This is a genomic window from Pseudomonas sp. 22189 (assembly GCF_052045635.1).
GTDB classification, from domain to species: domain Bacteria; phylum Pseudomonadota; class Gammaproteobacteria; order Pseudomonadales; family Pseudomonadaceae; genus Aquipseudomonas; species Aquipseudomonas parakoreensis.
In genome coordinates this window covers 252225-278435 of sequence record NZ_JBQEPG010000005.1, presented here as the reverse complement: position 1 = coordinate 278435, position 26211 = coordinate 252225, and the positions used below count along the sequence as shown (strand labels likewise).

Annotated in this window: 20 protein-coding genes; 7 read left to right on the top strand and 13 right to left on the bottom strand. The window is 60.6% G+C overall.

Annotated elements, in window-relative coordinates; genetic code table 11:
- The first annotated feature begins 39 nt into the window (after window positions 1-39).
- Window positions 40-1179 (top strand): Kelch repeat-containing protein, encoded by a 1140-nt coding sequence (locus tag ACTJKS_RS07575; RefSeq protein ID WP_108182602.1) that lies wholly within the window; start codon window positions 40-42, stop codon window positions 1177-1179.
- A 128-nt stretch (window positions 1180-1307) separates the two neighbouring features.
- On the opposite strand, the gene mapR is transcribed toward ACTJKS_RS07575, so the two are convergent.
- The 3 genes from mapR to ACTJKS_RS07560 all read right to left on the bottom strand — a co-directional run bounded on the left by mapR (window position 1308) and on the right by ACTJKS_RS07560 (window position 4733).
- Entirely contained in the window at window positions 1308-2717 is a 1410-nt protein-coding gene (gene mapR / locus ACTJKS_RS07570) for a GntR family transcriptional regulator MpaR (RefSeq protein ID WP_008087199.1), read from the bottom strand.
- A gap of 141 nt (window positions 2718-2858) precedes the next feature.
- Window positions 2859-4289, bottom strand: a complete 1431-nt coding sequence (ccoG, locus tag ACTJKS_RS07565; RefSeq protein ID WP_262948372.1) for a cytochrome c oxidase accessory protein CcoG — start codon at window positions 4287-4289, stop codon at window positions 2859-2861.
- A gap of 195 nt (window positions 4290-4484) precedes the next feature.
- Complete coding sequence (locus ACTJKS_RS07560) at window positions 4485-4733, bottom strand: DUF3203 family protein (RefSeq protein WP_041067006.1); 249 nt, start codon at window positions 4731-4733, stop codon at window positions 4485-4487.
- 122 nt (window positions 4734-4855) lie between these two features.
- On the opposite strand from ACTJKS_RS07560, the gene ACTJKS_RS07555 reads away from it, so the two are divergent.
- Complete coding sequence (locus ACTJKS_RS07555; protein WP_108182603.1) at window positions 4856-5368, top strand: MgtC/SapB family protein; 513 nt, start codon at window positions 4856-4858, stop codon at window positions 5366-5368.
- Window positions 5369-5484: 116 nt separating this feature from the next.
- Here ACTJKS_RS07555 and ACTJKS_RS07550 read toward each other — a convergent pair whose 3' ends face one another.
- The gene (locus tag ACTJKS_RS07550) at window positions 5485-5643 is read right to left on the bottom strand and encodes a hypothetical protein (protein ID WP_003224520.1); all 159 of its coding nucleotides are present in this window, start codon (window positions 5641-5643) and stop codon (window positions 5485-5487) included.
- Between the two features lie 217 nt (window positions 5644-5860).
- Here ACTJKS_RS07550 and ACTJKS_RS07545 point away from each other — a divergent pair, with 217 nt between their 5' ends.
- From ACTJKS_RS07545 to glgB, 3 genes are all read left to right on the top strand, one after another.
- Window positions 5861-7858, top strand: coding sequence for an alpha-1,4-glucan--maltose-1-phosphate maltosyltransferase (locus tag ACTJKS_RS07545; protein WP_108182604.1), 1998 nt, complete (start codon window positions 5861-5863; stop codon window positions 7856-7858).
- Window positions 7859-8014: 156 nt separating this feature from the next.
- The gene (gene treS, locus ACTJKS_RS07540) at window positions 8015-11356 is read left to right on the top strand and encodes a maltose alpha-D-glucosyltransferase (protein WP_108182605.1); all 3342 of its coding nucleotides are present in this window, start codon (window positions 8015-8017) and stop codon (window positions 11354-11356) included.
- A 2-nt stretch (window positions 11357-11358) separates the two neighbouring features.
- Complete coding sequence (glgB, locus tag ACTJKS_RS07535; RefSeq protein ID WP_108182606.1) at window positions 11359-13590, top strand: 1,4-alpha-glucan branching protein GlgB; 2232 nt, start codon at window positions 11359-11361, stop codon at window positions 13588-13590.
- 147 nt (window positions 13591-13737) lie between these two features.
- Here glgB and ACTJKS_RS07530 read toward each other — a convergent pair whose 3' ends face one another.
- Window positions 13738-14520: an endonuclease/exonuclease/phosphatase family protein gene (locus tag ACTJKS_RS07530; RefSeq protein WP_108182607.1), complete on the bottom strand. Its 783-nt coding sequence runs from the start codon at window positions 14518-14520 to the stop codon at window positions 13738-13740.
- 686 nt (window positions 14521-15206) lie between these two features.
- Here ACTJKS_RS07530 and ACTJKS_RS07525 point away from each other — a divergent pair.
- Together ACTJKS_RS07525 and ACTJKS_RS07520 are read left to right on the top strand one after the other, a co-directional pair.
- Window positions 15207-15578, top strand: coding sequence for a DUF6124 family protein (locus tag ACTJKS_RS07525; protein ID WP_198759916.1), 372 nt, complete (start codon window positions 15207-15209; stop codon window positions 15576-15578).
- A gap of 138 nt (window positions 15579-15716) precedes the next feature.
- Window positions 15717-16076, top strand: a complete 360-nt coding sequence (locus ACTJKS_RS07520; RefSeq protein ID WP_262949318.1) for a DUF6124 family protein — start codon at window positions 15717-15719, stop codon at window positions 16074-16076.
- 242 nt (window positions 16077-16318) lie between these two features.
- Here the strand turns inward: ACTJKS_RS07520 and ACTJKS_RS07515 are convergent, their stop codons facing one another.
- The 8 genes from ACTJKS_RS07515 to ACTJKS_RS07480 form a co-directional block, all read right to left on the bottom strand.
- On the bottom strand, window positions 16319-19171 hold the full coding sequence (locus ACTJKS_RS07515; protein WP_262949319.1) for an Ig-like domain-containing protein: 2853 nt from the start codon (window positions 19169-19171) through the stop codon (window positions 16319-16321).
- A 332-nt stretch (window positions 19172-19503) separates the two neighbouring features.
- On the bottom strand, window positions 19504-20262 hold the full coding sequence (locus ACTJKS_RS07510; protein ID WP_047294177.1) for a PIG-L deacetylase family protein: 759 nt from the start codon (window positions 20260-20262) through the stop codon (window positions 19504-19506).
- A 157-nt stretch (window positions 20263-20419) separates the two neighbouring features.
- The gene (locus ACTJKS_RS07505) at window positions 20420-21106 is read right to left on the bottom strand and encodes a glycosyltransferase (RefSeq protein WP_041067035.1); all 687 of its coding nucleotides are present in this window, start codon (window positions 21104-21106) and stop codon (window positions 20420-20422) included.
- Window positions 21103-21702 carry an SAM-dependent methyltransferase gene (locus tag ACTJKS_RS07500; RefSeq protein ID WP_108182613.1) on the bottom strand — a complete coding sequence of 200 codons (600 nt, stop codon included), beginning with the start codon at window positions 21700-21702 and terminating at the stop codon, window positions 21103-21105. The genes ACTJKS_RS07505 and ACTJKS_RS07500 overlap by 4 nt, the downstream gene beginning before the upstream one ends.
- A complete protein-coding gene (locus tag ACTJKS_RS07495) occupies window positions 21699-22472 on the bottom strand; it encodes a PIG-L deacetylase family protein (protein ID WP_108182614.1) in 774 nt (257 codons plus the stop codon). The genes ACTJKS_RS07500 and ACTJKS_RS07495 overlap by 4 nt, the downstream gene beginning before the upstream one ends.
- Window positions 22469-23467, bottom strand: a complete 999-nt coding sequence (locus ACTJKS_RS07490; RefSeq protein ID WP_262949321.1) for an acyl-CoA dehydrogenase family protein — start codon at window positions 23465-23467, stop codon at window positions 22469-22471. Before ACTJKS_RS07490 ends, ACTJKS_RS07495 begins: the two co-directional genes overlap by 4 nt.
- A gap of 1 nt (window position 23468) precedes the next feature.
- Complete coding sequence (gene glgX, locus ACTJKS_RS07485) at window positions 23469-25628, bottom strand: glycogen debranching protein GlgX (protein WP_047294185.1); 2160 nt, start codon at window positions 25626-25628, stop codon at window positions 23469-23471.
- Between the two features lie 243 nt (window positions 25629-25871).
- Window positions 25872-26192, bottom strand: coding sequence for a DUF2934 domain-containing protein (locus ACTJKS_RS07480; protein WP_041067049.1), 321 nt, complete (start codon window positions 26190-26192; stop codon window positions 25872-25874).
- Between the last annotated feature and the right edge of the window lie 19 nt (window positions 26193-26211).

Genomic DNA, 26211 nt, shown 5'->3' with positions numbered 1-26211 from the left:
GAATTGCGCTGTTCGCCGTGGCTAAACGGGAGCAGCGAAATGTACACGATTTCAGGTGGGAACTTCGAACCAACGGCGCCCCTGTCAGTGCCGCGGGCGTTGCACAGTGCGACATTGCTGACGAGCGGGGAAGTGTTGGTAGCCGGAGGGCTCAATACGGTGGGGGCAACTCTCACCCCCCTCACGTCCGTGCGTTTTGATGCGCTGTTTCCTGGCGGCATGCAATTTGACTTGCACTCGGTGACATCAAGCGTTGAGCGCTATGACCCGACTCGGCAAATGTGGTTATCGGCGGCCCCCCTTCGTATTCCACGTTGGTCTCACACTGCGCTGATTCTTCATTCCGGCTTGGTCATGGTCGTAGGCGGGAGCAATGGAACTACACTGCGCAGTGTCGAGTTATATGACGCCAACAGCAATCGATGGAGCGCCGCTGCTGACGTGAAGACGCCGCGTTTTGCTCACACCGCCACGTTATTGCGTTCCGGAGAGGTGTTAGTGACAGGTGGCAACAATCTGCAGCCCAGCGGCGGTGAAGTCCTCGATAGTGTCGAGCTGTTTGACCCGTCAACGGGCCAATGGGTGGATGTACCCAGTCTGCCTGTCGCAAGAATGGATCACACCGCGACATTGCTCGACTCAGGGCAGGTGCTGGTTGCTGGCGGCTACTCGGCAATTGAAAATGCTGCACTTCGTAGCGCTTTTGTTTTTGATCCGCAGCGTCGAACCTGGAAAGAAGTCGAAGCATTGCCTGCGCCGCGAATGCAGCAAACAGCGACACTGCTCAAAGATGGACGCGTTCTGCTGGCCGGGGGCGCTGGCGAACCATTTGGGGCTGCGTTGCGCAGTGGCGTCCTCTATTGCCCGAATGATGGCACTTGGCAAGGGACGGCTGAGTTGATGGTTGCTCGCAATCGGCACACAGCGACCAGGCTGGCGAGTGGCGAGGTGCTTGTGACAGGTGGGAGCGGGGCATTCGATGTAAATGATCCATGGTCCGCCGAAATCTACCAATCTGCGAAAGATGAGTGGATCCGTGTCGGTGACTTGAGCGACGGCCGTCATTCCCACAGTGCGACATTACTTGGCTCAGGTGCAGTCCTGATCACCGCAGGACAGCTTCCAACACCTGACCCGGGTTACACAAACAGCGCTGAATTGTTCACCAGTGCGCTTTGAACGGCTTTTTGAAGCGAACGTATATTGGTGCGTCCGATGTTCTGGAACGTTTGTTGATTTGGGGGGGAGGGCTGATTTTTGACATTTGTGTTGGGCGATCTTACCTCATCGCTGGCAACATCTGACTGTCAGAACGACCGCACAATCCGCCCCAATGTCTCCATTGCCTTCTCCGAATCCTCGGTCCACGGGCTGCCGTAATTCAGGCGAATACAATTCCTGAAACGCTGAGTCGGCGAGAAGATCGGCCCCGGCGCGATGCTGATGCCCTGCGCCAATGCCATCTGAAACAACTTCAAGGAATCCATCTGCGGCGGCAATTCCAGCCACAAAAAGTAGCCACCCGCCGGCTGGCTGACCCGGGTCTGCGCCGGGAAGTAGCGGGCAATCGCCGCGAGCATCGCGCTTTGCTGTTCTTCCAGGGCGTAGCGCAATTTGCGCAAGTGGCGGTCGTAGCCGCCGTGTTGCAGGTAGTCGGCGATGGCCGCTTGCGCCGGCATTGAGGCACAGAGCGAGGTCATCAGTTTCAGCCGCTCGATTTTCTGTGCATAGCGCCCGGCGGCGACCCAGCCGATGCGGTAGCCGGGGGCCAGACTCTTGGCGAACGAACCGCAGTGCATCACCAGCCCTTCTGTGTCGAACGCCTTGGCCGGTTTCGGCGCTTGCTGGCCGTAATAAAGTTCGGCGTAGACGTCGTCCTCGATCAGCGGCACCTGATGCCGGCGCAGCAGTTCCACCAGTTCCTGTTTCTTGGCTTCGGGCATGGTCGCGCCCATCGGGTTCTGGAAACTGGTCATGCACCAGCAGGCCTTGATCGGATGGCGTTCCAGGGTCTGGGCGAGCACGCCGAGGTCGATACCGTCGCGCGGGTGCACGGGGATTTCCACGGCTTTGAGTTTCAGGCGCTCCAGCACTTGCAGGCTGGCGTAGAACGCCGGGGCTTCGATGGCCACCAGATCGCCCGGTTCGGTCACTGCTTGCAGGCACAGGTTCAGCGCTTCGAGGGCGCCGTTGGTGATCAGCAGTTCTTCCATGGGCAGCATCAGCCCGCCGACCATGTAGCGCAGGGCAATCTGCCGACGCAGTTGCGGGTTGCCCGGCGACATGTCGGTGACCACCATGCGCGGGTCCATCTCCCGCGCGGCACTGGCCAGCGAGCGCGACAGACGCTGCAATGGGAACAGGGTCGGGCTGGGGAACGCCGAGCCGAAGGGCACGGTGCTCGGGTCCTTGATCGATTCGAGCACCGAGAACACCAGTTCGCTGACGTCGACTTCGGTGGAGTCGTTGACGTGGCTACTGATCACCGGCTCGGAAAACGGACTCGGCGCGTGGGTGTTGACGAAGTAGCCGGAGCGCGGCCGCGCGCGAATCAGTCCGCGACGTTCGAGGAGGTAATAGGCCTGGAACACCGTGGACGGGCTGACCCCGTAGGTCTGGCTGGCGTAGCGCACCGATGGCACTCGCTGCCCGGGGCCGAGGACGCCGGAGCGGATCAGTTCAGCGATGTCGTCGGCGAATTTTTCGTAGCGTTTCATCTTGCGTCCGGGTTGGGTTCATTCTGGAAGACCGCGCTGCCTTCATTCGCGAGCAGGCTCGCTCCCACACTGGATCTCAGTGTCCACAAAACCCTGTGGGAGCGAGCCTGCTCGCGAATGGCCGCGCCGCAGTCTAAGGGATCAGCGATTCATCGGCGCCACAAACCTGCTTTTCGCCACGCTATAAATCTGCGGCTCGTCGCTGTCGGCGATCTTGAAGCTCAAGGTCTGCGAGCTGCTGGCCGGGCGTTCGGTGGTCATCGCCACCGATACCGGCACATCGACAATCTCGCCCGGCGCCAGGCTCAGTTCGGTCTTGCCCTGTAACTGGAAGCCGTCGCCATCCACCAGGCTCAGGGTGTAGTCCTGGCGCTGTTGGGTCTTGTTGATCACCTTCAGGGTGTAGATGTTTTCGATCTGGCCCTGACCGTTCTCGCGGAACAACCCACGATCCTTGGTCACGTCGAGCGAGACCATGGGCCGTTCGACCAAAGCCAGTGCCAGTGCGCCGATCATCACCAGCAGCACCGCGACGTAGCCGATCAACCGTGGCCGCAGCAGGTGGGTCTTGCCACCCTGCAATTCGCGCTCGGAACTGTAGCGGATCAAGCCGCGCGGGTAATTCATTTTGTCCATGATCGAATCGCAGGCGTCGATGCACGCCGCGCAGCCGATGCATTCCATCTGCAGACCGTCGCGGATGTCGATGCCGGTCGGGCAGACCTGCACGCACAACTGGCAATCGATGCAATCGCCGAGACCGGCTTCGGCGGGCTTCACGTCGCGTTTGCGCGGGCCACGGTTTTCGCCACGCGCCGCGTCATAGGAAATCGCCAGGGTGTCCTTGTCGAACATTACGCTCTGGAATCGCGCATACGGGCACATGTGCATGCACACCGCTTCGCGTAACCAACCGGCGTTGATGTACGTGGCGGCGGCGAAGAACAGTACCCAGAACAGACTGACCCCGCCAATCTGCAGGGTGAACAGCTCTTCGGCCAGCGGCCGGATCGGCGTGAAGTAGCCGACGAAGGTCAGCCCGGTCATCACGCTGATCGCCAGCCACAAGGTGTGCTTGGCGGCGCGCCGCGCCAGTTTGTTCAGGCCCCACGGCGCTGCTTGCAGTTTGATGCGCTGGTTGCGCTCGCCTTCGGTGACTTTCTCGCACCACATGAAAATCCATGTCCACGAGCTCTGCGGGCAGGTGTAACCGCACCAGACCCGACCAGCGAACACGGTGATGGCGAACAGACCGAACGCAGCAATGATCAGCAGCGCCGAGAGCAAGATGAAATCCTGTGGCCAGAAGGTTGCGCCGAAGATGTGGAATTTGCTTTCAGCGAGGTCCCACAGTACGGCCTGACGACCGCCCCAGTTCAACCACACGGTGCCGAAAAACAGCAAAAACAGAAACCCTGCGCCGCTGATGCGCAGGCGGCGGAACAGCCCGGTGAAACTGCGCGTGTGGATCTGCTTGTCGGTGGAGCCGGCCTTCGCCTTCATTGGGCGACCTGGCACATTTTTAATGGTGGGGCTTGCTTCTACGGTTCGGACGGGGATTTGTTCGCTCATGGTCATTCGCTCATCAGCCTCCATCAGGCGAACGAACTATGAGCGCCGATCTGTTTGCATAACAGACTCAGCTATTTGAATAAAAAGCGGATCAGATGGCGTCTGAGCGACGCCCTGCGACAACTTGAAGCAGCCCGCAGGCGCAGGCGCAAACGCCTATCGCAGGCGTCTGCACCGGGTGTTGATCAGGGTCAGTCAAATCACCGAATCACTCTCGTCAGCCTTCAGGTGCTTGCGGCCGTCTTTCGCGCCGGCGACGGTCAAGGCATCCGCCTCTGCTTCAGTGATGTAAACGCGCCGGCTTTCAATTTCCACGAACGACATGGCTTTTTCGCTATCCGTTTTGACTTCCAGGGTGTCGCAGATACGAATTTCTTCGCCATTTTCGACGGTGAAAAAACACACTTTTGATTCGGGGTTGGATTCATCGATTCGAACGGGCATGAGGCTGTCCTTTTTTCATGGGTACCTGAGAGGTTAGGGCGCGCGCGTGGCCGATCGTTCTGCGCAACTGATTAATGGTCGCTGCTGTCCATCCATTAACGACAAATAAAAAGGAAGGAGCGATGAACGCTTGGTGGCATGAAGTGTGGGTAACGCTGCAAGCGGAGTTCGCCGATGTCGGCGACGCTTCGCAACTGACGCGCATCACCGTGCGCCTGCTGATGGCGGCGGTGCTCGGCGGGATTCTTGGTTTTGAACGTGAGCACAAAGGCAAGGCCGCCGGGGTGCGCACGCACATGTTGGTGGCACTCGGCGCGGCGCTGTTTGTGCTGGTGCCGCAAACCAGCGGGGCGGAGTCCGATGCCATGAGCCGGGTGTTGCAGGGCGTGATCGCCGGGATCGGTTTTCTTGGCGCCGGAACCATCCTGAAAAACAAGGAAGGCGATGAGGGTCATGTCAAAGGGCTGACCACTGCAGCCGGGTTGTGGATGACGGCGGCGATCGGCGTGGCGGCGGGGTTGGGCAGGGAAGCGACTGCACTGCTCAGCACCGTGTTGGCATTGGGGATTTTCAGCGTGATGCCACGGGTGGTCAGGTTGTTCGAGAAAGAAGACGAGAAAAACCAGCATCTGTGAACACCGCGAACAACCTGTAGGAGCTGCCGCAGGCTGCGATCTNTTTTGACTTTGATTTTTAAAAACAAGATCAAAAGATCGCAGCCTGCGGCAGCTCCTACAGGGGGGCGTGTTGCTCAGACGATGACGGGCGGCATTGTCGTCGGCGGTTCTTCCTTCGGCGGTGGCGTGGTGCCTGGGGGTTCCTGCTCGGGAATCGGCTGCGGTTCGGTCTCGGGCAAGGTGGGTTTGTCGATGTTCGGATCAGGCGTTTCTGCCGGGATCGGGATGTTCATCTGTAGACCTCCGTGTGGCACATGGCGTGAGAAGTGCTTAAGTGGATTGACCACCTGCTGGCGAATTCGATCCGCTTTTTTGCCCAGGCAAATCCCTGTGAACTTTTCCCCGCGCCGGTCGCTCGGAACCTAAGTGAGTTCATGTCGGGGCCGGTGCCTCCTTGTGGACACGGATCCGGCACAAGAGCGTCCTTGGGGCGTAAAGGAGAGAGGCTCGATGTCCGCTGAAAAACCTTCAGAGCAGAGCTATAACCCGCATATGCCGCTGTCGCAGGCGTTACTGCTGCCGCGCATCGTGATCGAAAACACCATGCCGACCCTCGATGGCGGGCAGTTTGCCGTCAAGTCGATCGTCGAGCGTGACGTGATCGTCACCAGCAAGGTCTTTGCCGACGGCCACGACAAGCTGGCGGTGCGCATCCGCTGGCGTGCGGAGGGCGAAGAGTCCTGGCACAGCGAGGTAATGAACGAGCTGGGCAATAACAGTTGGCAGGGGCAGTTTCGTCCCCAACGCCAGGGTCGCTACCTGTATTGCATCGAAGCGTGGATCGATCACTTCGCCAGTTTCCAGTACGAACTGGAGAAAAAGCACAACGCCGCCGTCCCGGTGTCGCTCGAACTGCAGGAAGGCCGCACTATGGTGCAGCAGGCCGCCGAGCGCAGCGACGGTCAGCTCAGCGAACAGCTCGCCGCCTTGCATCATGAATTGTCCGGCCTGCTCGAAACCGAGCAGGTGGCGCTGTTTTTGCACTCGCGCAGTGCGCAATTGATGGCGCAGGCCGATCACCGTGCCTATCTGAGCCTGAGCGCCGAATTCCCGGTGGACGTCGAACGGGAGCTGGCCGAGTTTGCCAGTTGGTATGAGCTGTTTCCGCGCTCGATCACCGACGATCCCAAGCGTCACGGCACCTTCAACGACGTGCACGCGCGTCTGCCGATGATTCAGGACATGGGCTTCGACGTGCTGTACTTCACGCCGATTCACCCGATCGGCCGCGCCCACCGCAAGGGCCGCAACAATTCCCTGACCGCCGGCCCGGATGATCCGGGCAGTCCTTACGCGATCGGTAGTGAGGAGGGCGGGCACGAAGCGATTCACTCGCAGCTCGGCACCCGCGAAGACTTCCGCCGGTTGGTTGCCGCCGCCGCTGAGCATGGTCTGGAGATCGCCCTCGATTTCGCCATCCAGTGTTCCCAGGATCACCCGTGGCTCAAGCAGCATCCGGGCTGGTTCAACTGGCGCCCGGACGGCACGATCAAATACGCGGAAAACCCGCCGAAGAAATACCAGGACATCGTCAACGTCGACTTCTATGCGCCGGACGCGATCCCCAGTTTGTGGGTCGAGCTGCGCGATATTGTGGTCGGCTGGGTCAACGAAGGCGTGAAGATTTTTCGCGTCGACAATCCGCACACCAAGCCGCTGCCGTTCTGGCAATGGCTGATTGCCGATGTGCGGGCACTGCACCCGGAAGTGATCTTCCTCGCCGAGGCGTTCACCACGCCGGCGATGATGGCGCGTCTGGGCAAGGTCGGTTACAGCCAGAGCTACACCTATTTCACCTGGCGTAATACCAAGTCCGAGTTGGCGACCTATTTCACTGAGCTCAATGAGTCGCCATGGCGTGAATGCTACCGGCCGAACTTCTTCGTCAATACGCCGGACATCAACCCGGCGTTCCTGCATGAGTCGGGGCGGCCGGGCTTTTTGATCCGCGCGGCGCTGGCGACCATGGGATCGGGTTTGTGGGGCATGTATTCCGGTTATGAACTGTGCGAATCGGCGCCGGTGCCGGGCAAGGAGGAATACCTCGATTCGGAGAAGTACGAGATCCGCGTCCGCGACTTCAATGCGCCGGGCAACATCATTGCCGAAATTGCCCAGCTCAATCGCATCCGCCGGCAGAACCCGGCGCTGCACACGCACCTGGGCCTGAAAATCTACAACGCCTGGAACGACAACATTCTGTATTTCGGCAAGCGCAGCTTTGATGGCAGCAATTTCATTCTGGTGGCGGTGAGCCTCGATCCGCACAACGTGCAGGAGGCCAATTTCGAATTGCCGCTATGGGAGATGGGCCTGCCCGACGACGCAACCACGCACGGTGAGGACTTGATGAACGGGCATCGCTGGGACTGGCACGGCAAGTATCAGTTCATGCGCATCGAACCGGCGTACCAGCCGTTCGGGATTTGGCGGATTACTGCCGCGTAAGACACACACCGACCCGTGTAGGAGCTGCCGAAGGCTGCGATCTTTTGCCTTTGATTTTTTAGAAGCAAGATCAAAAGATCGCAGCCTTCGGCAGCTCCTACAGAAGTATCAGCACGATCACATTATGTGCAGAGACGAATTGAACAGGAGTTTCACATGGCGAAGAGACCCAAGGCAGCCACCTTCATCAAAGACCCGCTCTGGTACAAGGATGCGGTGATCTATCAAGTTCACGTCAAATCGTTTTTCGACTCCAACAATGACGGGATCGGCGACTTTCCCGGCCTGATCGCCAAACTCGACTACATCGCCGAACTCGGCGTCAACACCATCTGGCTGTTGCCGTTCTACCCGTCGCCACGTCGCGATGACGGTTACGACATCGCCGAATACCGGGGCGTGCACAGCGACTACGGGACCATGGCCGACGCCAAGCGCTTCATCGCCGAGGCGCACAAACGTGGCTTGCGGGTGATCACCGAGCTGGTCATCAACCACACCTCGGATCAGCACCCGTGGTTCCAGCGGGCGCGCAAGGCCAAGCCCGGTTCGGCGGCGCGGGACTTCTATGTGTGGTCGGATGACGATCAGAAGTACGACGGCACCCGGATCATCTTTCTCGACACTGAAAAGTCCAACTGGACGTGGGACCCGGTCGCCGGCCAATACTTCTGGCACCGCTTCTATTCGCACCAGCCCGACCTCAACTTCGACAACCCGCAAGTGATGAAAGCCGTGTTGTCGGTGATGCGCTACTGGCTGGACATGGGCATTGACGGTCTGCGTCTTGACGCCATTCCGTACCTGATCGAGCGCGACGGTACCAACAACGAAAACCTGCCTGAGACCCACGACGTCCTCAAGCAGATCCGTGCCGAGATCGATGCCAATTACCCGGACCGCATGCTGCTGGCCGAGGCCAACCAATGGCCGGAAGACACCCAGCTGTACTTCGGTGACACCGATGCCGAGGGCGTCAACGGTGACGAATGCCACATGGCCTTTCACTTCCCGCTGATGCCGCGCATGTACATGGCGCTGGCCCAGGAAGATCGCTTCCCGATCACCGACATTCTGCGGCAAACCCCGGAGATTCCTGCCAATTGCCAGTGGGCGATTTTCTTGCGCAATCACGATGAGCTGACGCTGGAAATGGTCACCGACAAGGAGCGCGATTACCTGTGGAACTACTACGCCGCTGACCGTCGCGCGCGGATCAACCTCGGCATTCGTCGGCGTCTGGCGCCGTTGATGGAGCGAGACCGCCGCCGCGTAGAACTGCTCAATAGCCTGCTGCTGTCGATGCCCGGCACGCCGACCCTGTATTACGGCGACGAAATCGGCATGGGCGACAACATCTACCTCGGCGACCGCGACGGTGTGCGTACGCCGATGCAATGGTCGATCGACCGCAACGGCGGTTTCTCCCGCGCCGATCCGGCGAGCCTGGTGCTGCCTCCGATCATGGACCCGCAATACGGTTATCTCTCCGTCAACGTCGAGACTCAGGCCGGCGATCCGCATTCGCTGCTCAACTGGACGCGACGCATGCTCGCCGTGCGCAAGCAGTCCAAGGCGTTCGGGCGTGGCACGCTGAAGATGCTTTCGCCGAGCAACCGACGGATTCTGGCCTACACCCGCGAGTTCACCGACTCCGACGGCAAGCACGAGATCATTCTTTGCGTGGCCAACGTCTCGCGCAGCGCGCAGGCGGCGGAACTCGACCTGTCGGCCTACGTCGGCATGGTCCCGGTGGAGATGCTTGGTGGTAACGCGTTCCCGCCCATCGGCCAGTTGAATTTCCTGCTGACCCTGGCGCCGTACGGCTTCTATTGGTTCGCCCTCGCGGCGGAAAACCAGATGCCGAGCTGGCACGTCGAACCGGCGCAGAGCCTGCCGGACTTCACCACGCTGGTGCTGAAAAAACGCATGGAAGAACTGCTTGAAGCGCCGACCCGCAACACCCTGGAGCAGAGCGTCTTGCCGAGCTGGCTGCAGAACCGCCGCTGGTTCGCCGGCAAGGACGCGGCCATCGAGCAGGTCAATCTGGCCTACGGCGTGCGTTTTGGCGATGCGCAGCATCCGGTGCTGCTCAGTGAGATCGAAGTCACCAGCGCCGGGCAGACCAGCCGCTATCAACTGCCGTTCGGGTTTATCTCGGAAGATCAGGTCGGGGCGGCGCTGCCGCAGCAATTGGCCTTGTCCCGAGTACGCCGCGGACGTCAGGTGGGGCTGATCACTGATGCGTTCAGCCTCGAAACGTTTGTGCACGCCGTGCTGCACGGCATGCAGAGCAGCACCGTGCTCAATTCCGAACAGGGCGAGATTCGTTTCGCGCCGACCGCGCAGCTGGAAAAACTCGGCCTCGGTGCTGAGTCCGAGGTGCGTTATCTGTCGGCCGAGCAATCGAACAGTTCGGTGGTGATTGGCAACAGTCTGGTGCTGAAGCTGATCCGCAAAGTCGCCTCGGGGGTGCACCCGGAACTGGAAATGAGCGCCTACCTGACCGAGGCCGGGTTCGAGAACATCTCGCCGCTGCTGGGTTCGGTGATTCGCCGTGATGCCCAAGGCGAAGACAATCTGCTGATGATCGCCCAAGGCTATCTGAGCAATCAGGGCGATGCCTGGGAATGGACGCAGAACAACCTCGAACGGGCGCTGCGCGATGAACTGGCCGACGCCATGTCCGAGCAGGAACAGCATTACAACGCCCTCGGCGAGCTCAAGGACTTTGCCGGCATGCTCGGCCAGCGTCTGGGCGAAATGCATCAAGTGCTCGCGGCGCCGAGCGACAATCCCGATTTCGCCCCGCAAACCACCAGCGCCAAAGACGCCCAAGCCACCGGCAAGGACGTTGCCGCGCAGGTCGAGCATGCGTTGAAGCTGCTCAAGCAACATCAAAGTCATCTGAGCGCGGCAGATCAGAAAATGGTTGCGCGGCTGCTGGACAACAAAAAAATCATCCTCGGCCATGTGCAGGAACTCGCGCAAAAAGCCGTAGGCGGCCTGCGGATTCGGGTCCACGGTGACCTGCACCTGGGCCAGGTGCTGGTGATCAAGGGCGATGCCTATCTGATCGACTTCGAAGGTGAACCGGCGCGGCCGCTGCACGAACGGCGCGGCAAACACAGTCCGTACAAGGACGTCAGCGGCGTGCTGCGGTCCTTCGATTACGCGGCGGCCATGACCATCAACGTGCATAACGTCGATCACAGTGCGGAGTCGGAAGCGGCCCGGCATCGGGTTGCCGAGCGCTACCTGCGTGAGGCGCGCGAGGCATTTGTTCAGGCATATCGCCAAGCGGCGACTAGTCTTGATCATGCCTGGCAGGATCCTGCGGGTGCCGACGCAGCGCTTGCGCTGTTCGGCCTGGAGAAGGCGGCCTATGAAGTGGCCTATGAAGCCGAAAATCGCCCCACGTGGCTGCCCGTGCCGTTGCACGGTTTGTATGGGTTATTGACGGGGCTTAAACCCTTTTCCGATCTTGGTGGAGAGTAGTCATGAGTGTCTCGAACAAGGAACAGGGTCACGCTAAAGAAGCGTTATTGCCGACGGCGCAAGACATCGACGCGTTGGTACGTGCGGAACATCACGACCCGTTTTCCATTCTCGGCCCGCACGGTGATGGTGCCGGCGGGCAGTTCATCCGCGCCTATTTGCCGGGTGCGTTGAAAGTTGAAGTGCTGGACAAGGACAGCGGTGAAGAACGTGGCGAACTGACCGCCACCGAAACCCCGGGGCTGTTTGTCGGGCACTTCGCCCAGGCCCGGCCCTATCTGCTGCGCACGCGCTGGGCCGGCGGCGAGCAAGTGGCGGAAGATCCCTACAGCTTCGGTCAGTTGCTCGGCGAAATGGATTTGTATCTGTTCGCCGAAGGCAATCACCGCGACCTGAGCAGCTGCCTCGGCGCTCAGCTGAAAACCGTCGATGGCGTTGACGGCGTGCGTTTCGCCGTGTGGGCGCCGAACGCCCGGCGCGTCTCGGTGGTCGGCGATTTCAACGTCTGGGACGGTCGCCGCCATCCGATGCGCCTGCGCCATCCATCCGGTGTCTGGGAATTATTCATTCCGCGCCTGCAGGCGGGCGAGTTGTACAAATACGAGATCCTCGGCGCCCACGGCATCTTGCCGCTTAAGGCCGACCCGATGGCGCTGGCCACCAGTCTGCCGCCGGACACCGCGTCGAAAGTCGCCGCGCCGCTGCAGATCAACTGGCAGGATCAGGACTGGATGAACGGCCGCCGCGAGCGGCAGAAACATTCAGCGCCGCTGTCGATCTACGAATTGCATGCCGGCTCGTGGCAGTGCGAACTGGACGATCTGGGCGAAGTCGCTCGCCAGTACACTTGGCCGGAACTGGCCGAGCGCTTGATTCCTTACGTCAAGGAACTGGGTTTCACCCACATCGAACTGATGCCGATCATGGAGCACCCGTTTGGCGGTTCGTGGGGCTATCAACTGCTCTCGCAATTCGCCCCGAGCGCGCGATATGGCACACCCGAGCAGTTCGGCGAGTTCGTCAACGCCTGTCACCAGGCCGGAATCGGGGTGATCCTCGACTGGGTGCCAGCGCATTTTCCTACCGATACCCATGGCCTGGCGCAGTTTGACGGCACGGCGTTGTACGAATATGGCAACCCGCTGGAAGGCTTCCATCAGGACTGGGACACGCTGATCTACAACCTGGGGCGCACCGAAGTGCACGGCTACATGCTGGCATCGGCGCTGCACTGGTTGAAGCATTTTCACGTGGATGGCCTGCGCGTCGATGCGGTGGCCTCGATGCTGTATCGCGACTATTCGCGCAAGGCCGGCGAGTGGATTCCGAACCGCCACGGCGGGCGCGAGAACCTTGAGGCAATCGATTTCCTCCGGCACTTGAACGATGTGGTCGAGCTGGAGGCGCCGGGCGCGCTGGTGATTGCCGAAGAGTCCACCGCCTGGCCGGGCGTCAGTCAGAGCACCCAGCAGGGTGGCCTCGGTTTCGCTTACAAATGGAACATGGGCTGGATGCACGATTCGCTGCACTACATTCAGCAAGACCCGGTGTACCGCGCGCATCACCACAACGAACTGAGTTTCGGTCTGGTCTACGCCTGGTCCGAGCGCTTCATCCTGCCGATCTCCCACGACGAAGTGGTGCATGGCAAGCATTCGTTGATCGACAAGATGCCCGGCGACCGCTGGCAGAAATTTGCCAACCTGCGCGCCTATCTGAGTTTCATGTGGACCCACCCGGGCAAAAAGCTGTTGTTCATGGGTTGCGAGTTCGGCCAGTGGCGTGAGTGGAACCACGATCAGCAGCTGGACTGGTACCTGCTGCAATACTCGGAACACAAAGGCGTGCAGAAACTGGTCGGCGACCTCAATCGCCTGTATCGCGAAGAACCGGCGCTGCACGACCAGGACGACGCGCCGCAGGGCTTCCAGTGGTTGATCGGCGATGACGCCATAAACAGCGTGTACGCGTGGCTGCGCTGGAGCAAGGACGGCAAACCGGTGCTGGTGGTCGCCAACTTCACCCCGGTGCCGCGTCAGTCGTACCGCGTCGGCGTGCCGTTTGCCGGGCGCTGGAATGAATTGCTCAACAGCGATGCCGACACCTACGCCGGGTCCAACTATGGCAATGGCGGCGGGGCGTTTACCGAAGAGGTGCCGAGCCATGGGCAGTCGCTGTCGCTGGAACTGAATCTGCCACCGCTGGCGGTGTTGATTCTCAAGCCGGAGGGCTAGTCCAGCCACCGCTAACCCTGTGGGAGCGGGCTTGCCCGCGAAGAGGTCGGAACATTCAACATCTCTGTTGCCTGATCCGCCGTCATCGCGGGCAAGCCTGCTCCCACAGGCGTTTTCGGTGATCCGGGGTTCGCTGCCGCAGCAGGATTACAGGTGCACCTCCACCGCCAATGGCAAGTGGTCCGACAGGTGCGTCCACGGTTTGTTGCCGAGGATCTGCGGGTCGTGGCTGCTGGCGTTGCGCAGGTAGATGCGGTCCAGGCGCAGCAATGGAAAACGCGCTGGATAGGTCTTGGCTGGACGGCCATGGTGGCGTTCGAACGCTTCGTGCAGGTAATCGCGGCGGGCGAGGGCGACATTGCCCTGCAGTTGCCAGTCGTTGAAGTCGCCGGCAATGATCACCGGCGCGTCCTCGGGCAAGGATTCGAGCAACTGGCAAAGCAGCTGCAACTGCAATTGGCGGTGACTTTCCAGCAGACTCAGGTGCACACAGATGGCGTGGACTTCGGCGTGGCCCGGCACGTCCAGTACGCAATGCAACAAGCCTCGGCGCTCGGGGCCGGTGATCGACACGTCGAGGTTGCGGTATTCGCGGATCGGGTATTTTGACAGCAGGGCATTGCCGTGGTGGCCATCGGGGTAAACCGCGTTGCGTCCGTAGGCAAAATCGCTCCACATGCTGTCGGCAAGAAATTCGTATTGCGAGGTTTGCGGCCATTCGTTGTAACGATTGGAATGGCGCTCGTGTTCGCCCACGACTTCCTGCAGAAACACCAGATCGGCCGAGGTGCTGCGCACCGCTTCACGCAACTCCGGCAAGATGAAGCGCCGATTGAGGGCGGTGAAGCCCTTGTGGGTATTGACCGTCAGCACGCGCAGGCGTTGGATGACGGGGGCGTCGACGACGTGACGCTCGGGATCGCTGGACACGTTCACTCCTCTGAAAAAACGGCTTCCTGTTCATGCGACTGGTCTGTGCGCGGGCAGTTCCTTCCAGATGCCTCAGGCCGTAACACGAATCCCCCGAGCCGACAGAAAACCTGTAGGCGCGAGCCTGCTCGCGAAAGCGGCCTCCTGATCGACCAATCTCTGACTGAATGCACTCGGTCAAATTGTGGGAGCTGGCTTGCCAGCGATGACGGCTCACAAGCCGACCAACCTCCCACTGAATGCAAGCATTCCAAGTGTGGGAGCGAGCCTGCTCGCGAAAGCGGCCTGCCAGACAAAATCAGAACAACAGACCAAACCCCGCACATAAACATAACCCCGCAGCCACGTTTAAAGTACACGAACCGTTACGCCATACCGGCTACAACGCCTTGCGCCGTTACCTACGCGTACGCCAGAATCCGCCGGCTTACACGGCTATGCGATGGGCTTATCGTTTCCCTGTCACTGGAAAACAGTGATCGGGTTTGGTAGCCCATTTCGGTACGGTCGTATGGCGTCACCTTATGTAGCCTCTTTTTGGGGCTCAGTTTTATGGTGGGCATGCGTGGGGCTCATTCGTGAGCGCCGGGTTCCGTATCGACCGGTCTACCAACCCGCGCATGGCCGCCACCCATCGTTTGGTAGCGAGGGTGATGGCTCCTATTTCTCGATACGGAGTTTCATCCATGTTCAAAGCCACACCCAACCCCCCGGACACCTCGATCCCGTACGACCCAGCCCTCGACCCGCAGAAGATAAAAGCGGCCACCGACCGCGCCATCAACTTCTACCTCAACCCCGGCGCCCTGAAGATCTCGATCCCTTCAGCCTCGTCACGCAAATCGAGCAGAATCTTCCTCATCGACCCCACCGTGGACGAAGAAACCTTGCTCGTCGAAGCCTGCGAATCCTTAGCCGCCGCCAGCGACATGGCCCGCGACATCAGCGACGTCGCCGACCACCCACAGCGCCGGGCCATGCTGATGCTGCATCAGGTGATCATGCTCAGTGAACTGATGGTCAACCGAGTACTGGACGGCCGCCGCGTGCCGAACTAACTGCCCGGTCCCCTGTAGGAGCTGCCGAAGGCTGCGATCTTTTGATCTTGTTTTTAAAAGCAACATCAAAAGATCGCAGCCTTCGGCAGCTCCTACATTGAGAAATTCTTTCAAGTGCCTCGATCGGAGTGCCAGCTGATGTCCGAAACCCCACCCAATCCGCCGATCACAGAATCGGTTTCGCCGTACGAATCCCTCAACTCCAGAAAACTCCACGAAGCCGCCGAACGCGCCCTCGACCATTACCTCGCCCCCGCACACATCATGGCAACGCCCTATACCCCCAGCAGCATGTTCCTGGTCAACCCGCAAACCGATACCGAATCGCTGCTTGCCAACGCCTGCGAATCCCTGGCCTCGGCCACGGTCATGCTCGGCGATTTCGCCGGCACGCTCGAAGGGACGAGCCGTCATACGGCGCTGGGCATTGCGCAGGTGGTGATGCTGGGGGAGCTGGCGGTGAATCAGGCGCTGGATAATGTTGTGCCGAAGGATTAGTCGCCAGCCGTTGTAGCTACATAGCGAGCAGGCGAATGCCTACTTGGGATCTGCGTTGGTTACAGGTTAAGTGCCCGGCAAAGAATTCTTGTAGGTGTGAACTTACTCACTATTGCCATCAAATAAATCCGTTCGACTATGTTGCCTTTACAGCTCTGGTTCATGCCAAAGTGCGAAAGATAGGCAGAGGCGGGTAATTTAACCCGTCCCTGTCTTTTCAATGCCTGTTACTTCTCATTAGGTTAGTGGCTAAATATGAAGTTATCAAAAAAAATAGATGTCCTGGTAGTGGTGACAATCATTTTTTTTATGCCATTGCCTTGGAATTGAGCAGATTTCGGCTTCTCATAGTTTTCTACTATAAGTGTTATTTCGCCTAGCAGTCTATTCGTGGAGTCATAAAATTTAGCTGTCGCCGGGAAAGATGTGTGTGCGTAGTCGAACGATATATATGAGTAACTTTCCCTGAATGTAAATGTGGACGTGGAGTAGCCACCATTTATCGATAACACATTTCCAGCGAAAGGAGGTAGGTAAATACTATTTTTCCCAATTCCTACATATAGTCCTTCTCCTACTGGGCTGCGCTCTATTGTCATAGTAGGAAGGTCCAATCTTATTGGATCAATACCACTCCTGGTCTCAAAATCCTCTCCCAGTGGGATTGGTGGCGATACGACCACGACCCGCGATCCCGACACCTGTCCACTGCCATACAGCGCGGTGGCAGTGAAGCTGTGAGTAGCCACGCTCAAGCCCGTCACGGTCAGTTCCCACAGGCCGGTCGTCAGGTTAACCGTCGCCACACCTTTGACGGTGGCGCCGTCCTTGATCCGGACTTTCTGACCTTTAGCCCCACTTCCTTTAAGCGTGACAGAAGTTTCAAAGGTCGAGCCGCCCGGAAGAATTTCTTCCCCTCTAGAGTTCTCCGCCCGAGTGATGGTCGGCGCGATATTGGCCGTCACCGTCAGCGTCCACGCCGCAGAGACCTGCCCACTGCCATACAGGGCGGTGGCGGTGAAGCTGTGAGCGGCCACGCTCAAGCCTGTCACGGTCAGTTCCCACAGGCCGGTCGTCAGGTTAACCGTCGCCTCACCTATGACGAAGGTGCCATCCTTGATCTGGACTTTCCGGCCTTTGGCCCCGGCCCCTGACAACGTGACCGTGGTATCGACGGTAGTCCCGCCGTTGTCAATTGGCGCTCCTTTGGAGTCTACGGCCTGGGTGATGGTCGGCGGGTCGAGCTCTTGGGCAGCGCCCACATTGAAGTCCAGTGGCTGCGAATACCGGGTGCGCTCTCCCGCACGTTCGACGAAGTACCTGGCCTGAACCGTGCCGTCCTCGTTACCTTTGATCAAATCGGCGCTGATGGGGAACGGCACCTCGCTACCGGCGGTGATCGAGTTCAGTATGATCCAGTCGCTGTCCAGGCCGGTTTTCGAGCCCACCCACTCTCGTGTCACCTTGTCGTCGACCAGGGTATTGAGCCAGGTGGCGCTCAGCGTGGTGCCTTTGCGATCGGGGTCGAGGACGTTGTCGACCACACCGTCTACCCTCGGCATCGGCAATTCCAGGCGTGGCTCGCCGACCGCGAGCAGCGGCGCGTGTTCGGACTCGCGGATCGCACTGATCGCGCTATAGCGATCCAGCTTCGCCAGTACGCCGTCGTCGCTCAGCAATTGGTAATAGAGCTCCAGCGTGCCACCTTCCAGAACCTTGATATGGGCACTGTCGACAGTGATGTACAAAGACACTTTATCGTTGACGTCGCCATGGGTGATCGGTCGCAATGGCAGGTCGGGCAGGTACGGGGTGAAATCCGGCAGGGTGCCGAGCCAGAACAGTTTGATTGCCTGACCGGACTCGAACGAGTCATCCCAAGGGATTTCAATGCGGGTACGCGGCAGGTCCGGATCGAGTGCCCCTTGCTTGGCGTCTTCGGCAATTGGCGCCTTGAGACGCTGGAGTTGACCGATGACGCTGATGAACTGCCCTTTGGACAAAATGTCGGCCGAGCCATCGGCTTTCTGGATACGGTACAGCAGCACCATCTGGACCTTGGCAAAACGGCGCAGCAGGGCATTGTCGATCGGTATCTCAAGGATGCTCGGTACGCTCTCCAGGATCACGCCCGGCAGTTCGTGGTCGATTGGTGCCCCTTCCACCGGCGTGCCTTTGAGTTGGAGGAACACGGTGTCGCCCTTCGCGAACAACTTGCCGTCCACGGCAACGACCTGCCCGGTGCCCTTGGCATCGCCCAGCTTGTCGAGATCCAGAACGTTGTTCAGCGTTTCCTTGAGCAGGGGTGCCAGTGGGCGCGACGTGTCGATGCTGACCACCACCCGCTGGGCGGCACTCCAGTCTTCGGAACGGTTGTCGACTTTGTCGTAGAGTTCGAAAGCCACTGCCAGCCCGGTGCTGTCAGAGTCACCCGCTTTACGGATCGTGGCTTCGTCGACATGGATGACGATGGGGGTTTTGCCTTCGACCTGGTCCTGGGTCAGTGGCGGGCTTGACACGAAGACCCCGCCCCAGCTCAGGCGGATCACGTCACCGGGGGCAATGTTCGGGTAAGGTTCAATCCTGATGTCGACGCCCGCAGCCACGTTGTCCTTATCGATGCCAGCTTCGAGAATCTCGCGGGGAATGTGCATGATCAGCTTGGAGTGGCCCGGTTCTTCGTTGTCATCATGACCACCGGGGCGGGTGAGCTTGACGAACACCTTCATCACTTCGGAGGGCTCGGCTGTCTGGCCCAAGCGGGTCACGCTGTAGGAGACATCGAAGTTGCCGGCCAGGATGTGCCGCGGCTCCACGAACAACTGCAGTTGGGTGCCGACCTCATTTTTCTCCACGGTCTTTTGCAGTACCTGATTATTGGGACCCCAGAAAATGACCAGGCTGTCGCCTTGCCCCATGGTTCCCCAGGGGCCGGCTGTGCATTGCAGGCCGTGGCGCGGAAAATTGTCCAGTACCGCCGCAATGTTCAAGCCCCACACATCAGGACTGGTGGAGATCGGTTCCTTGGTGCGCCCGGGAATGCCCAGCTCACGCAAGAGGTTGGTGTGCTCGTCGGGGGAAGGGGATGAGGCCATGGGAGGTACTCCGGTCGAGGGCTGGGGGACTGAATGATTTAAAGCCTGACGGAGTGGAGCTGCCTACTGTCAGATCTGACAGGTCGGGAGGGATTTTCGATGAGTGGTAGATGTTTCGACGGGGATGATTCTCGGCCAATGATACTGGGGTGTCGATCTCACCTCGTGTCACAGGGCGTTTTAGCAAGAGACTTTTTTTTAAACTGGATCTGCCCTGACGAAAATCCCTTGTGGCAGCGGGCTTGCTCGCGAATGCGGTGTATCAGTCAGCAATTCAAGCGCCTGACACTGCCTATTCGCGAGCGAGCCCGCTCCCACAGGGGAAAAGTGTTTCAGATGAGGACGATTTCGTACGGCAAGCGCATGCGCTCGAGGATCACCCGTGGCAGCATCGGCGCGATGCCGATCGCCGGTTCGCCCTTGAGCTGGCTGGCATAGGCATGGGTGGCGTGGCTTTTGCGCGCCACGGTCCAGGTGTCGAGGCGCAGTTTGCGCGCACGTTCCCAGGGAATCAGGTTCTGCTCGCGCTCCGGCCAGTGCCAGGCCCAGACAGGCACGTCATGGAAGGTCGCGCCGACTTGCGCAGCCGCTTGGGCACTGGCACGGCCGACCGCTTCATGGTCGTCGTTGCTGTCGTTGCGCCAGGTGCTGAACACCACGTCGCCGGGGCGCAGGTAGCGCGCGATGAAGTGGGTGATGTCAGCCTCGCAGTCGAGCAGCGCATTGTCGGTAAACCCGCCGCGTACCCATTTCAGACTGTGCATCGGCAGGCCGAGCCGGCGCAGGGCTTCGACGCTTTCCTGGGGACGGAATACGCTCAGGCGTTTTTCCGACCATTGTCGTGAACCCGGATGGCTGGCGCTGCCGTCGGTGATCGACAGCAGTTGCAGCGGATGACCGAGGCTGGAAAGCAGTTGCAGGAGACCGCCACAGGTCACCACTTCATCACCCGGATGCGGGGCGACCACGACGGCACGGGCACCGGGGGGAACGAGGCTGTGGGTGTTGATGACGGGAATGTTGTCCAGCTGCGGGGCGCTGTTCCATATCTGCGCCGGCAGCGAGTGTTCGCTGAGGAATAACGGTTTCATGGGTATTACGTCCTTGTTGTCTCTGGCCCTCAGTCATGCAGACACCGTGGAAAATCAGGTGCGCGCGACCCGTGAAGGCGGATGAATTGCCGTGCGTCGCTCCGAACCCTGGATTGCCGCGCAGCAGAGTATTGCTCATGAAAGTTGATTCGTCGCGTCACAGATCAATCTGATCCGCTTTTTTTATGTCTATCTGTACCATTTTTCGCAAGTAATCACCGAATCCGCCCCGGGCTCGGCTGTCCAGACGGGCGCTGGTGTGCACTTGCGGGCGATGGCTCCAGGCGATGTCGGCACCGGACAGCTCCAGTTGCCGCACCAGTTGGACATCTTCATCGCAGGCCAAAGGTTTGAACCCCCCGGCCCAACGATAGGCGTCTGCGCTGATTCCGAGGTTGGCACCGTGAATGTGCCGATGCCCGTCACGCGCCTGATAGTGGCTGTGATAGCGGATTTGCGCGGCTTCGTCGAACGATTGATCCCAGTGTTCGACGGTTACCGTGCCGCATACCGCGTCGGCGCCCAGGCCCAACTGCGCCACCAGCCAGTCGTCGGCCACGCGGCTGTCGGCGTCGGAGCAGGAGATCCAGCGTGCACCACGCTCCAGTAAAACCTGCGCGCCGGCGGCACGGGCCTGGCCGACGTTGCGAGCGTCGATGTGCAGGCTCAGTACCGGAAAGCCGCTGACAATCTGTGCCGAACGGTCGGTACAACTGTCGAGCACCACCAGCACCTCCACCGGTTCGCCGGCCAGCAGTCCATGTTTGCTGGCGCGCAGGGCGGCTGTCAGGCACTGCTCGAGCAAGTCTTCTTCGTTGTGCGCGGGAATCAGAATGCCGATCATCGCAGGCCCTCCAGTGCGGCCACCGAGCGCGGCTCGCGGCTCCAGACCTCAAGGATGAAGTCGGCTTCCTGATGCAGCGCCAGACGCGGCAGCGGCAGTTGTTCGTGAATCAAGTCATGCACCTGGCGGGCATTGAGCGGGCAGCCGTCGATGGGCGGGCGCCAGTGGCACGCGAGCAATTGCCCGTCTGCGGTCAGGGAATCGCTGATGCGCCGGATCACGTCTGTCAGATCCTGGGCATCGAGGTAGTAGCCGACTTCGCTCAATACAATCAGGTCGAATTTTTCTTCCGGCCAGTCGCCGGGCAGGCGGCTCTGGCGGACTTCGGCGTGGTCAAACAGGCTCAATCGGTTGCGCGCCAGGTTCACCGCCGCACTGGCGGTGTCGCAACACAGCAGACGGTCACAGCGGCCAGCCAGTTCGGCGCTGAGCTCGCCATTGGCGCAACCGGGTTCGAAGATCGCCCGATAGTGCGCGCGGGGCAGGGCGGCGAGGGTGATCGCGCGTTTGCGTTGTTCGTACCAGCGCTCGCGAAACGCCCAAGGGTCATCGCTGGCGCGGAACAGGCCTTCGAAGTAACGATCATCGACACTCACAGGAACACCACTTCGAAGGGTTGCAGCAGACGATCCAGCACGTACGGCGCCAGCACCGGTTGCAGCCCGGCTTGCGGGTCGCCTTCCAGTTGGCTGGCAAAGGCATGCACCGCGTGGCGTTTGCGCGCCACTTGCTCGGGTGACAACAGGATTTTGCGCGCGCGCTGCCACGGCAACGCGGCGTCTTCGGGGGAGGCCCAGTGCCAGGTCCATACCGGCAGTTCGTGGCAGGTGGCGCCGACCCGGCGTGCGGCTTCGATACTGGCGCGACCGGCGGCTTCGTGATCGCAATGGCCGTCCTCGCACCAGGTGCTGAACACCACATCGCCGGGGCGCAGGTGGCGTTCGATGAACGTGACCAGCGACGGCTCATCCGCGGCAACCTGGCTGTCGCTGAAACCGCCGCGCAGCCATTTCATCCGGTGCAGTGGCACACCGAGGCGGCGCAGGGCTTCCGCCGATTCCTGCGGGCGCACCACGCTCAGACGTTCGACTGGCCAGCGCTCGGAGCCGGGATGACTGGCGCTGCCATCGGTGACCGAGATCAGTTGCAACTGACGCCCGGCGGCGGCCAGTAACTGCAACATCCCGCCGCAGCCAAGCACTTCATCGTCCGGGTGCGGGGCGACAATCACCGCCCGCGCGCCCGGCGGCACCAGACTGAGGACATCGACGCTGTCCAGCGCCGCCAGGTGCCGGGAATGTTGCCATTGCAGCAGGGAAGTCCCTTGGTGGCCGATGATCGGATCGGGTTTATTGGCGACATTCATAGCGTCCAGGCCTCCTCGGGGTGTTCAGCCAGCACTTGGCCAAGGGCCGCCAGATCACGCTCGGCATGGCTCTGGCGCAGGAACACCGGCAGATCGGCGCTCAATCGGGCGAAGTGCCGATCCTTGCAGAACGGAGCGGCACCCAGCGCCCGACCGGTCTCGCGCATCACTTGCTCAGCCGATTGTTCGACCACAGCGCGGGCGCGCTGGGCCAACAGTCGGGCATCGGCTTCGGGGTGCGCATCAATGTGCAGAGCACTGAAACGCAGCACATTCGCCGCTGCGTACAACGCCGCATCGACCGCACCGAGGTGGGCGAGGGCGTGTGGCTCCTGGCGTTGCGCGCAGTGTTGCCGCAGTGCCTCGGCGATCTGCCGTGCCGCGCCGTACCAGCATGCGGCAATGCCAATCCCGCCTTGCCAGAAACCGGGGCGCTGCAGGTAATCGCCAGGGTTGCCGATAGCCTGGGCTTCGACGCCGTCGAACAGCACTTCGACGCTGCCGGTGGCCCCCATGCCAACTGCCTGCCAGCCCTGATCGGTGATGGTCACCCCCGGTTGATCGAGCCCCACCGCCACCAGTTGCTGGCGATCTTCGGCGTCCCACGCTGTGAGCAGTGCGTGGCTGAGCACCGCCGCACCGGAACACCAGGCCTTGCGCCCGTCAAGGCGCACCATGTGCCCGGCCGGTCGCACGTGCACCCGTGCCTGCGGCGGTTCCGCCGCCCACATGCCCCAAGTGCTGCCCGGCGTGGGCGTCCCCCCCAGTTGTTCGATGATCGCCAGTGCGTCGGTGTGGCCTTCGTAGAGTTTGCACAAGCCCAAGTCGTGTCCGCCGACTTCGGCCAGACGCTGAAAACGCTCCAGCGTAAGACCACTGCCCGGTAACGGCAGTTGATCCAGCCCGGCTTCGACCAACGCTCGCAGGCAGTGGCCGAGGGCGGCGGTGTCGGCGTAGTCCGGCGGGCGGCGCGCCAGATAGTGCTGCAGGTCCATATCAGTCTTCTTCTTCGCGTTGCAGTTCGAACAGCAGCAGCGAACGGCCGGTGACCGAGTATTCATGGCCGAACTCGAAGCGCTCCTGACCGCGAATGGCCGGTTGATTGGTATCGATCATGCAGGTCCAGAAACTGCCTTCCGGCACTTCCGGCAGGCTGAAATTGACGATGTCGTGATGGGCGTTGACCACCAGCAGCAGCGTCGCGTCGGCACCCTTGCGGCGGATCCCGGTCTCCTGCGCACGGCCATCGAGCAGCATGCCCAGGCAACGGTTATGCGCGTCATGCCAATGTTCGGTGGTCATCTCGGTGCCATCCGGCGCCAGCCAGGTGACGTCCTTGACGCCAATGTCCTCGTTGTACTCGCCGACCAGGAAACGCCCACGGCGCAGAATCGGATAAGCCATGCGCAACTTGATCAGGCGTTTGACGAACTTGAGCAGCGCCTTGCCGTCTTCGCTGAGGTCCCAGTTGACCCAGCCGATCTCGCTGTCCTGGCAATAGGCGTTGTTGTTGCCGTCCTGCGTGCGGGCGAATTCGTCGCCGGCGACGATCATCGGCGTTCCCTGGGACAGCAGCAGCGTGGCGAAGAAGTTGCGCATCTGCCGGTGGCGCAGCGCGTTGATCTCGGGATCGTCGGTCGGGCCTTCGACGCCGTGGTTCCACGACAGGTTGTTGTTGCTGCCGTCCTGGTTGTTCTCGTCGTTGGCTTCGTTGTGCTTGTCGTTGTACGACACCAGATCGTTGAGGGTGAAACCGTCATGCGCTGTGATGAAGTTCACCGACGAGTACGGCCGCCGCCCGCGCTGGTTGAACATCTCGCCGGACGCGGTCATGCGGCTGGCGAAGTCGGCAACCTGGCCGTCGTCGCCTTTCCAGAACGCGCGCACGGTGTCGCGGAATTTGTCGTTCCACTCGACCCAGCCCGGCGGGAAGTGGCCGACCTGATAGCCACCGGGGCCACAGTCCCATGGCTCGGCGATCATTTTCACCTGGCGCAGCACCGGGTCCTGGCGGCAGGCGACGAGGAAGCTGTGGCGTTCGTCGAAACCGTCGTGATAACGCCCGAGAATCGTCGCCAGGTCGAAGCGGAAACCGTCGACATGCATTTCGCTGGCCCAGTAACGCAGCGAGTCAGTGACCATCTGCAGCACACACGGATGGCTCAGGTCGAGGGTGTTACCGGTGCCGGAATCGTTGATGTAGTAGCGCTTGTCGTCCGGCATCAACCGGTAATACGAGGCGTTGTCGATGCCGCGCATCGACAGGGTCGGGCCTTGCTCGTTGCCCTCGGCGGTGTGGTTGTAGACCACGTCGAGGATCACTTCCAGGTTGGCTTCGTGCAGGTGCGCGACCATCTCCTTGAACTCGGCGATCTTGCCGCTGGCCAGATAGCGCGGGTCGGGGGCGAAGAAGGCGATGCTGTTGTAGCCCCAGTAGTTGGTCATGCCCTTGTGCAGCAGGTGCTGGTCATTGACGAACGCGTGAATCGGCAGCAGTTCCACCGACGACACGCCGAGTTTGCGGATGTGTTCGAGCACATCATCGACCATCAACCCGGCGAAGGTGCCACGCACGTTCTCCGGCACCGACGGATGACGCATGCTGATGCCGCGTACGTGGGTTTCATAAATGATGGTTTTGTCCCACGGCACGCTGACGCGATGGTCGTTGCCCCAGGTGTGCGCCGGGTCGATGACCTTGCATTTGGGCACGAACGGCGCACTGTCGCGCTCATCGAAACTTAAGTCGGCGTCGGGATGGCCGATGGTGTAACCGAACAACGCCTCGGACCATTTCAATTCGCCAACCAGTTGTTTGGCGTAGGGGTCGATCAGCAGTTTGTTGTGGTTGAAGCGGTGGCCGTTGGCCGGGTCATACGGGCCATAGACGCGGTAGCCGTAGATCAGCCCCGGGTGGGCGTCGGGCAGATAACCGTGATAGATCTCGTCGGTGTATTCCGGCAGTTCGATACGTTCGAGTTCGACTTCGCCGGCGTCGTCGAAGATGCACAGCTCAACCTTGGTGGCATTGGCGGAAAACAGCGCAAAGTTGACCCCCAGACCATCCCAGGTCGCACCGAGCGGGAAGGGCAGGCCTTCACGGATTCTCGACGGTTCAGCGTGCGCTGCGGGCTCGGCTTTTTTTGGACTGGTCATGATTGCTCCTGCAAAACGGGTTGGTTCGAATAATCAACTGTGGGAAAAGAATCTGTGGTGAGGGGATTTATCCCCGATGGGTCGCGCAGCGGCCCTGCGACTGCTTCGCAGCCGATCGGGGATCAATCCCCTCACCACAGACATCTCTCCCTGACAGGGGTTATCAGGTTTTTTGAGGACGAGTTGTCCCTGCGTGACGGGCGAACCCGCCACACGGTCATTCAGTTCAACAATCCGGGTGTGTCAGTTGGCCGGGGGCTTGCGTGGGGCGCGGGGCTTTTTCTCGGCGGCTTTTTCACCCGGCGGGACGACCTTGGCGGCGCCTGCCGGTTTGGCCTTGGCGGCCGCGGGCGCCTTGGGCTTGGTCGCCGCAGCCTTGCTGTCGGTGCCTTTGCCGGCGGTTTTGCTGCCCGCCGCTTTCGGCGCTTTCTTCGGTGCCAAAGCTTCGGCTTCAGCCAGTTTGCGCGCCATCTCCCAGTGGCGTGCTTCATGACCTTCAGGTTTGCCCTCTGATTCCCAGATCTGATAGGCGAACTCGCGGATGCGTTTATCGTCGGTACTCATCGCAATGCTCCTGAACTGA